The sequence below is a fragment of the Sphingorhabdus sp. genome (assembly GCF_035329025.1).
Classification (GTDB): domain Bacteria; phylum Pseudomonadota; class Alphaproteobacteria; order Sphingomonadales; family Sphingomonadaceae; genus Sphingorhabdus_B.
In genome coordinates, this window is the sequence record NZ_DAOLHN010000069.1 from 1 (window position 1) to 8,445 (window position 8,445).

Genomic DNA, 8,445 nt, shown 5'->3' on the forward strand with positions numbered 1-8,445 from the left:
GCTGGCGCTGGTCAGCCAGGAACGCGCCGACCGCGCGATCAAGGAAGGCCGCTTCAACAAGTCGCTGGTCACCGTTTATAACGACGACGGCACCGTCGCGCTTGACCACGAGGAATTCCCCCGGCCCGAAACCACTGCTGAAGGGCTTGCCAGCCTGAAGCCCAGCTTCGACGCGATTGCCGACTTCGACATTGGCGGCACCACCTTCCGCAAGCAGATCCAGCGCCGCTATCCCGATCTCAACTGGAAGGGCGTGCACCACGCCGGCAACAGCTCGGGCGTGGTCGATGGTGCGGGCGCCTTGCTGATCACTAGTAAGGCCTATGCCGACAAGCACGGCCTCAAGCCGCGCGGCCGGATCGTCGCCTATGTCAACTGCGGTGATGACCCCACGCTGATGCTCAACGCTCCGGTTCCTGCGGCGAAGAAGGTCCTCGAAAAGGCCCGCCTCAAGAAGGAAGACATCGACGTTTTCGAAATCAACGAAGCCTTCGCCGTCGTCGCGGAAAAGTTCATCCGTGATCTCGATCTCGACCGCACCAAGGTCAATCCCAACGGCGGCGCCATGGCGCTGGGCCACCCGATCGGCGCGACGGGCTCGATGCTGATCGGCACCGCGCTGGACGAGCTGGAGCGGATCAATGGCCGCTATGGCCTGATCACGATGTGCGCCGCAGGCGGCATGGCCCCGGCAATCATCATCGAACGTATCTAAGAAGCGAAACGGGCGGCCATCAACTGGCCGCCCTTTTTACAGCGTCTTGATAATCGCCGAGAAATCGAGACCGCCCTGCCCCGCCTTGTCAAAGGCTTCGTAGAGCGCAGCGGCCTTTTCGCCCATCGGCACATCGGCATCGACCGAGGCAGCCGCCTCCATCGCCAGCTTCAAATCCTTCAGCATCAGCGCGGTAGCGAAGCCGCCCTGATAGTCATTATCCGCGGGAGACTGAGGGCCGACGCCGGGGACCGGGCAATAGCTGGTCATCGACCAGTTCTGACCCGAAGCCTTGGACGAAATGTCGTAAAATGTCTGCAGATCGAGGCCCAGTTTGTCGGCGAGCATGAAGGCTTCGCAAGTCGCGATCATCGACGCGCCGAGCAGCATGTTATTGCAGATTTTAGCTGCCTGCCCTGCCCCCGATGCGCCTGCATGGATCACCGCCTTACCCATCGCGGCAAGGATGGGCTCGGCGCGCTCAAAAGCGCTGTCACTTCCGCCGACCATGAAGGTCAGCGTGCCGCCATTGGCCGCAGCGATACCTCCCGAGACCGGCGCATCGACCATTTCATAGCCGGCAGCAGTCGCATCCGCGGTCACCTTGCGCGCGGTGGCAACATCGATGGTCGAACAATCGAGCAGGATCGCACCCTTGGGCGCTTGGCCGATGACATCGCCTTCGTACACGCTGTCGACAATCTTGCCATTGGGAAGCATTGAGACCACCGCTTCCGCATCGACAACAGCCTCGCGCACGCTGGTGAAGGTCGCGCAGCCATTGTCCTTCGCGCGCGCCAGCGCTTCCTTCGATAGGTCAAAGGCGTTGACGCTATGCCCCGCCTTCACAAGGTTCGCGGCCATCCCGCCGCCCATATTGCCGAGACCGATAAAGGCTATTTTCATTGGCGTAACAAATCCCTTCCGACGATCATCCGCATCACCTGGTTGGTGCCTTCCAAGATCGAGTGGACGCGCAGGTCGCGCCAGAAACGCTCAATCGGATAATCGCGCAAATAGCCATAGCCACCGAACAATTGCAGCGCCTTGTTGACAATCTCGCTGCCATTGTCGGTCGCGAGCCGCTTTGCCATCGCGGAGAAACGGCTCTTGTCGGGCGCATTGGCGTTCACCTTGCACGCCGCCATATAGAGCAGCGCGCGCGCGGCTTCGAGGTCGGTTGCCATGTCGGCGAGCATGAACTGGGTGTTCTGGAAATCCGCGACCGGCTGGCCGAATTGCTGGCGTTCCTTGGTATATTTGACTGCTTCGTCGAGGCAGCGCTGCGCGCCGCCGAGCGAGCATGCACCGATGTTGAGTCGCCCGCCATCAAGTCCCGCCATCGCAAAGCGGAAACCATCGCCTTCAACGCCAACGCGGTTGGCAACCGGCACACGGCAATCCTCAAATATTACCTGCGCGGTCGGGCTGGCATTCCAGCCAAGCTTCTTCTCCGGCGCGCCAAAGCTGAGGCCCGACGTATCCTTGTCGACAACGAGGCAACTGATGCCCTTAGCCTTTTCATCGCCGGTGCGCACCATCACGACATAAATGTCATTATAGCCCGCACCCGAAATGAACTGCTTCGTGCCGTTGAGGACATAATGATCGCCATCCAGCCGCGCGCTGGTTTTCAACGCAGCTGCGTCTGATCCCGAACCCGGCTCAGTCAGGCAGTAACTGGCGATCTTCTCCATGCTGACCAGATCAGGCAGATAGCGTGCCTTCAGCTCTGCCGAACCGAAAGTGTCGATCATCCAGGCGGCCATATTGTGGATCGAGATATAGGCGCTGGTCGCGGGGCAACCATAGGCCATCGCCTCCATGATCAACGCCGCTTCAAGCCGACCGAGCCCGATCCCGCCATTCTCTTCGGAGATGTAGATCGCGCCAAAGCCAAGCTCACCCGCCGCCTTCCAGACATCGACCGGATAATGGCTTTTCTCGTCCCACTCGCCTGCAAAGGGTGTGATGCGATCAGCGGTGAACTTGCGCGCCATATCCTGAATGGCAAGCTGGTCTTCGGTAAGGTCAAACTGGTTGGTCATCGTTTAGCCCATTGTCGGAATGATGAAGGCATTGCTTCCATCGCCGCCGCCATCGGGCCAGCGCGCGGTGACTTTCTTGACCTTGGTCCAGAATTTGATGCCTTCCATGCCATATTGGTCGGTGTCGCCAAAGCCCGAGCGCTTCCAGCCGCCAAAGCTGTGATAGGCGACCGGCACCGGGATTGGCACATTGATACCGACCATGCCGACATTGACGCGACTGGCAAATTCGCGGGCGGCGTGGCCGTTGCGCGTGAAGATCGCGACGCCATTGCCATATTGATGCTTGCTGGGAAGGCTCAATGCCTCGTCGAAATCCTTGGCGCGCACCATCTGCAGCACGGGGCCGAAAATCTCTTCCTTATAGCTTTCCATGTCAGTGGTGACATGGTCGAACAGAGTCGGGCCGATGAAATAGCCTTCTTCATGCCCCTGCAGCTTGAAGCCGCGCCCGTCGATGACAAGCTCTGCACCTTCGTCGGCGCATTTCTGGATCCAGCCTTCGACCTTCGCCTTGTGCTGCGCGGTGACAACCGGGCCATAATGCGCCTCATTGTCGGTCGAGATACCGATCTTGAGCGCGTGGATCGCGGGGATCAGCTTCGCCTTCAAGGCTTCGGCGGTGTCATCACCCACCGGCACGACCACGGGCAGCGCCATGCAGCGTTCACCCGCCGAACCGAAGGCAGCGCCGGTCAGGTCGTTCACCACCTGATCAAGATCAGCATCAGGCATCACAATGCCGTGGTTCTTCGCCCCGCCCATTGCCTGCACGCGCTTTCCGGCAGCCACGCCACGGTTGTAGACATAGTGCGCAATGTCGGATGAACCCACAAAGCTGACGGCGCTGATCGCCGGATGGTCGAGGATTGCATCCACCATTTCCTTGTCGCCATGCACGACCTGGAAAATCCCCTCGGGTATTCCTGCCTCAAGGAACAGTTCGGCCAAGCGATTGGGCACGCTCGGATCACGCTCCGAAGGCTTCAGGATGAACGCATTGCCGACGCTGGTTGCAACAGCGCCCATCCACAAGGGGATCATCGCGGGGAAGTTAAACGGCGTAATGCCCGCGCCGATGCCCAGCGGTTGGCGCATCGAATAGACGTCAATGCCTGGGCCTGCGCCCTGCGTATATTCACCCTTCAGCACATGCGGCAGGCCGCAGCAAAATTCGACAACCTCCAGCCCGCGCTGGATATCGCCCTTGCTGTCGGCAATCACCTTGCCATGTTCGGCGCTGAGCATATGCGCCAGCTCATCCATATGCTTTTCAACGAGCGCCTTGAAATCAAACATCACGCGCGCACGGCGCTGCGGGTTCATTGCTGCCCATGCCGGTTGTGCGGCCTGTGCAGCGGCAACAGCGCGGTCCAGCACAACTTTGTCACCAAGGGCAACCCGCCCCTGCACACCGCCATTATTGGGATCCATTATGTCGCTGAACCGCGTAGCCGCAGGCGCACCACCCACAAGGAAATGATCTATCTGACGCATGTCGTCTCTCTTCTCATATGACTCAATGGTGCCGCCTTAGTGCAAATGCCTTGGCGGCTAAAGGGGAAGTGTCGTTTATGCTTCGAGCAGGTCTTTGAGCGGGACCGAGCTATCGGCCAAGCGCTCTGCTGCGATAGTGGCCCCTGCTTCGACCAGCTTGCGGCCTTGCACATAATCCTTGACCATATTGACGCAATCGAGCGCGATGACTTTGCCATCCTTCAGGTAAATGACCGAAAAGCTGCGTGTCGCCGGATCGCCGCGTAGCACGGTGGCATCATGCCCGGTAGACAGGCCCACAGTCTGCAATTTCAGGTCATATTGGTTCGACCAGAACCAGGGCGTCGCCTTGTAAGGCTGTGGGTCTGCGCTGCAGATCGTCTTCGCCGCGACGGTGGCCTGATCATTGGCATTCTGCACCGATTCCAGCCGGATTATTGCCCCGCCTGCGAAACTATTGGCATGCGCGGCGCAATCGCCGATGGCATAGATGTCGGGAAGGCTGGTGCGGCAATATTCGTCCACCTCTATGCCATTGCCACCTTTAGCGCCCGCAGCCAGCAGCGGTTCAACCGAGGGAATGATGCCAATCCCGACAATGACCATCTGCGCCGGTATGACGGAGCCATCAGCTAGCCGCACGCCGGTTACGTTTCCGTCTTCGCCCTCAAGCGCATCGATGGATACACCTGTGCGAAGATCAACGCCATGGGCGCGATGTTCGGTCTCATAAAATTCCGAAAGTTCGGGCCCTGCAACACGCGCCAGCACACGCGGCAAAGCTTCAAGCAGCACAACCTTCTTGCCCAGTTTGGTGAGCACCGCCGCTGCTTCAAGCCCGATATAGCCACCGCCAATCACGACTACCTGCTCGACCCCGGTCAGTTCGGCCATGATCGCATCGGCATCGGCCCGGTTGCGCACGCAATGTACGCCCTTCAGCTCACCACCCAGCAGCGGCAAGCGGCGCGGGTCGCCGCCTGCGGCCCAAATCAGCGATTCATAGGAACGCTCGGTTCCATCATCGAGCTTCACAGTCTTCGCGGCAGGATCGACAGCCTCAACCGAACGGCCCAGCAACAGATCGACCTGCTTTTCCTGCCAAAAGGCGCGCGGACGGATGTAGATGCGTTCAAATTCCTTCTCGCCCGCCATATATTCTTTTGAGAGCGGCGGGCGTTCGTAAGGCGGTTCTTCCTCGCGCCCGATTATCGTTACCGGACCGGCATAGCCATTCTGCCGCAGCGCAATCGCCGCCTGCGCGCCTCCATGGCCGCCACCCACTATGATTACGCCTGCACCCTGCCCCGTCATTACACCCTCGCTAAAACAGACTTATTGCGGCTTCTTGCGTTGCAAGCCCGAACGTTTGCAGGTCGCGACCGTCTCGCCCCGCTGGTTGAACGCTTCATGCAAGAAAGTGACGATGCCAGCATCAGGCCGCGAACGCGATTCCCGCAATTCGATGACCGTCGTTTTGATGTTCAGCGTATCGCCGATGAACACCGGTTTGGGAAAACGCACTTCATCCCATCCCAGATTGGCCACTGCAGTACCCAATGTGGTATCACCGACGGAAATCCCTACCATCAGCCCCAATGTGAAGCAGCTGTTGACGATCCGCGTGCCATAGTCGCTGCCCTTCATATATTCCTCATCGAGGTGAAGCTGCGCCGGGTTGTGCGTCATCGTGCTGAAAAGCAGATTATCGGTCTCGGTCACCGTCCGCCGGATCGGGTGATCGAAAGTCTGACCGACGCTCAGTTCGTCGAACCAAAGTCCTGCCATGGAAAGGCTCCCTTCTCGCTGCGCCGAAACCACAAACTGGCCACGAAAGCCAGCGCTAAAAGCGGAAGGCGCTACTCATCAACTTGCGCCAGCAATTGCTGCGCGCGCGAGAGGAATGGGCGGTCGAGCATCCCACCTTTCCAGCCGATCGTTCCCAAACCGGGGTTGGCAGCAAACAGCGCCACAATTTCGCGCGCTTCGGCGATTTCTTCAGCACTTGGTGTAAAGGCAGCATTGATGACTTCGACCTGAGCCGGATGGATCGCAAGCATGCCGCGATAGCCATCGCGCCGCACCTTTTGTGCACGCAGGCGGAGTGCTTCGAGATCCTTGAAATCGGCACAGATCGTCTCGATCGCCGGAACCCCAGCGGTCGCCGCGCCCAGCAAGGTCAGGCTGCGCGCCAGTTCGAAAGTGAAGGAATAGCTGCCGTCGGCATTGCGGTTTGAATTCGCCCCAACCGAATCCGCCAGATCCTCTGCTCCCCAGGTAAGAGCAGCTAAGCGTGGCGCACTCTTATAGTCACCAGTATGGAACATGGCTTCAGCGGTTTCGGTCGCCAACACGATAACCGGCGTCGCCCCCCGCTCGAAGCCCTGCGCCGCCTCAAATGCCATCAGATAGTGATCGAGCAGCTCAACATCCTGCCGCCCATAGACTTTGGGCAGCATGATCCCACCGGGGTGCGCCGGCATGATGGCCACCAGATCGTCCAGCGTGTGTGGCCCATCTAGCGGGTTGACCCGCACCCAGATGCGCTCCCGTGAGATCGAATGAGCGAGCAGGAAATCATGCACCTGCTGGCGGGCAAGTGGCTTGTTTTCGGTCGCCACTGCATCTTCAAGATCGAGCAGGATAATATCGGCAGGCCCTTCGAGCGCCTTTGCCATTTTCCGTTCGCTGTCGCCGGGGGCAAATAACCAGGAACGCATCTTCAAATTTGCCACAGTCTGTTTCCCCTGCCGACTTATAACTTCAAATCGGCCCCTAACACCCAGCATTACGGCTTATCAAGTTCCGCGAAAAGCACACCCGAATGCCGGCTGCCGCATCCTTAGCAAAACCCCAGCTACCAAATCGACAACCGATTCTTCCTAGAGCGCCTGAAGAATCTGTGTAGTGCAACGCGAAATATAATTCAGGAATGCCTTTTCCCCATGACCCGAAATTTAACGCATCTCGAACGGCTCGAAGCTGAAAGCATACACATCATGCGCGAAGTGGTAGCCGAAGCTGAAAAGCCGGTGATGCTTTACTCGGTCGGTAAAGACAGCGCAGTGATGCTGCATCTGGCGCGAAAGGCATTCTACCCCTCGCCGCCGCCCTTCCCGCTGCTGCACGTCGATACCACCTGGAAATTCCAGGAAATGTACAAGCTGCGCGACCGGATGGCGCAGGAAAGCGGTATGGAGCTTCTGGTCTATCAGAACCCCGAAGCCAAGGAGCGCGGCATCAACCCGTTCGACCATGGCCCTCTTCATACCGATATGTGGAAGACCGAAGGGCTGAAGCAGGCGCTGGATCTTTACGGCTTTGACGCCGCCTTTGGCGGTGCACGGAGAGACGAGGAAAAGAGCCGCGCAAAGGAACGTATATTCTCCTTCCGAACTGCCACCCATGGCTGGGATCCGAAGAACCAACGCCCCGAATTGTGGAACCTCTATAATGCCAAGAAGGCCAAAGGGGAGAGCATCCGCATCTTCCCGATCTCGAACTGGACCGAACTCGATATCTGGCAGTATATCCATTTGAACGATATCCCCATTGTACCGCTTTATTTCAGCGCCAAACGCCCGACCGTCGAGCGCGACGGTTTGCTGCTGATGGTGGATGACGAGCGTTTCCCGTTGCAGGAAGGCGAAGTGCCGGTTGAACGCTCCATCCGCTTCCGCACGCTTGGCTGTTATCCTCTGACGGGAGCAGTCGAGAGCGAAGCCAGAACACTGCCCGAAGTCATCCAGGAAATGCTGCTCACCACGACCAGTGAAAGGCAGGGGCGCATTATCGACAAAGATGGCGGCGATGCGTCGATGGAGAAAAAGAAGCAGGAGGGGTATTTCTGATGGACCCCGTCTACAAAACCGACGCGCTGATTGCCGAGGATATCGACGCTTATCTGGAACAGCACCAGCATAAAAGCCTGTTGCGGTTCATCACTTGTGGTTCGGTCGATGACGGCAAATCAACGCTGATCGGTCGATTGCTCTATGACAGCAAGATGATCTTCGAGGATCAACTCGATGCTTTGCAGGCCGACAGCAAGCGCGTCGGCACGCAGGGGCAGGAAATCGACTTTGCGCTGCTGGTTGATGGCCTTGCCGCCGAACGCGAACAGGGCATCACCATAGATGTCGCCTACCGCTTCTTCGCGACCGAAAAGCGCAAGTTCATCGTCGC

The 8,445-nt window shown here is 58.7% G+C and carries 8 protein-coding genes and 1 pseudogene; 3 read left to right on the forward strand and 6 right to left on the reverse strand.

The window, feature by feature from the left end; all coding sequences use genetic code 11:
* Positions 1 to 715: pseudogene (locus PKC81_RS13815) on the forward strand (acetyl-CoA C-acyltransferase); the annotation flags it as partial.
* A gap of 36 nt (positions 716 to 751) precedes the next feature.
* On the opposite strand, the gene mmsB reads toward PKC81_RS13815, so the two are convergent.
* From mmsB to PKC81_RS13845, 6 genes are all read right to left on the reverse strand, one after another.
* A complete protein-coding gene (mmsB, locus tag PKC81_RS13820; RefSeq protein ID WP_324337072.1) occupies positions 752 to 1,621 on the reverse strand; it encodes a 3-hydroxyisobutyrate dehydrogenase in 870 nt (289 codons plus the stop codon).
* Entirely contained in the window at positions 1,618 to 2,763 is a 1,146-nt protein-coding gene (locus PKC81_RS13825) for an acyl-CoA dehydrogenase family protein (protein ID WP_324337074.1), read from the reverse strand. Before PKC81_RS13825 ends, mmsB begins: the two co-directional genes overlap by 4 nt.
* A 3-nt stretch (positions 2,764 to 2,766) precedes the next feature.
* Positions 2,767 to 4,260 (reverse strand): CoA-acylating methylmalonate-semialdehyde dehydrogenase, encoded by a 1,494-nt coding sequence (locus tag PKC81_RS13830; RefSeq protein ID WP_324337076.1) that lies wholly within the window; start codon positions 4,258 to 4,260, stop codon positions 2,767 to 2,769.
* Between the two features lie 75 nt (positions 4,261 to 4,335).
* Positions 4,336 to 5,574 (reverse strand): FAD-dependent oxidoreductase, encoded by a 1,239-nt coding sequence (locus tag PKC81_RS13835; RefSeq protein WP_324337078.1) that lies wholly within the window; start codon positions 5,572 to 5,574, stop codon positions 4,336 to 4,338.
* 21 nt (positions 5,575 to 5,595) lie between these two features.
* Entirely contained in the window at positions 5,596 to 6,048 is a 453-nt protein-coding gene (locus tag PKC81_RS13840; protein ID WP_298605206.1) for a MaoC family dehydratase, read from the reverse strand.
* A gap of 71 nt (positions 6,049 to 6,119) precedes the next feature.
* On the reverse strand, positions 6,120 to 6,980 hold the full coding sequence (locus tag PKC81_RS13845; RefSeq protein ID WP_324337080.1) for a CoA ester lyase: 861 nt from the start codon (positions 6,978 to 6,980) through the stop codon (positions 6,120 to 6,122).
* A 225-nt stretch (positions 6,981 to 7,205) separates the two neighbouring features.
* Between PKC81_RS13845 and cysD the strand changes: the two genes are divergently transcribed.
* Positions 7,206 to 8,111 (forward strand): sulfate adenylyltransferase subunit CysD, encoded by a 906-nt coding sequence (gene cysD / locus PKC81_RS13850; RefSeq protein WP_324337082.1) that lies wholly within the window; start codon positions 7,206 to 7,208, stop codon positions 8,109 to 8,111.
* A partial coding sequence (locus PKC81_RS13855; RefSeq protein WP_324337084.1) for a GTP-binding protein occupies positions 8,111 to 8,445 on the forward strand: 335 nt, incomplete at its 3' end. The genes cysD and PKC81_RS13855, both read left to right, overlap by 1 nt.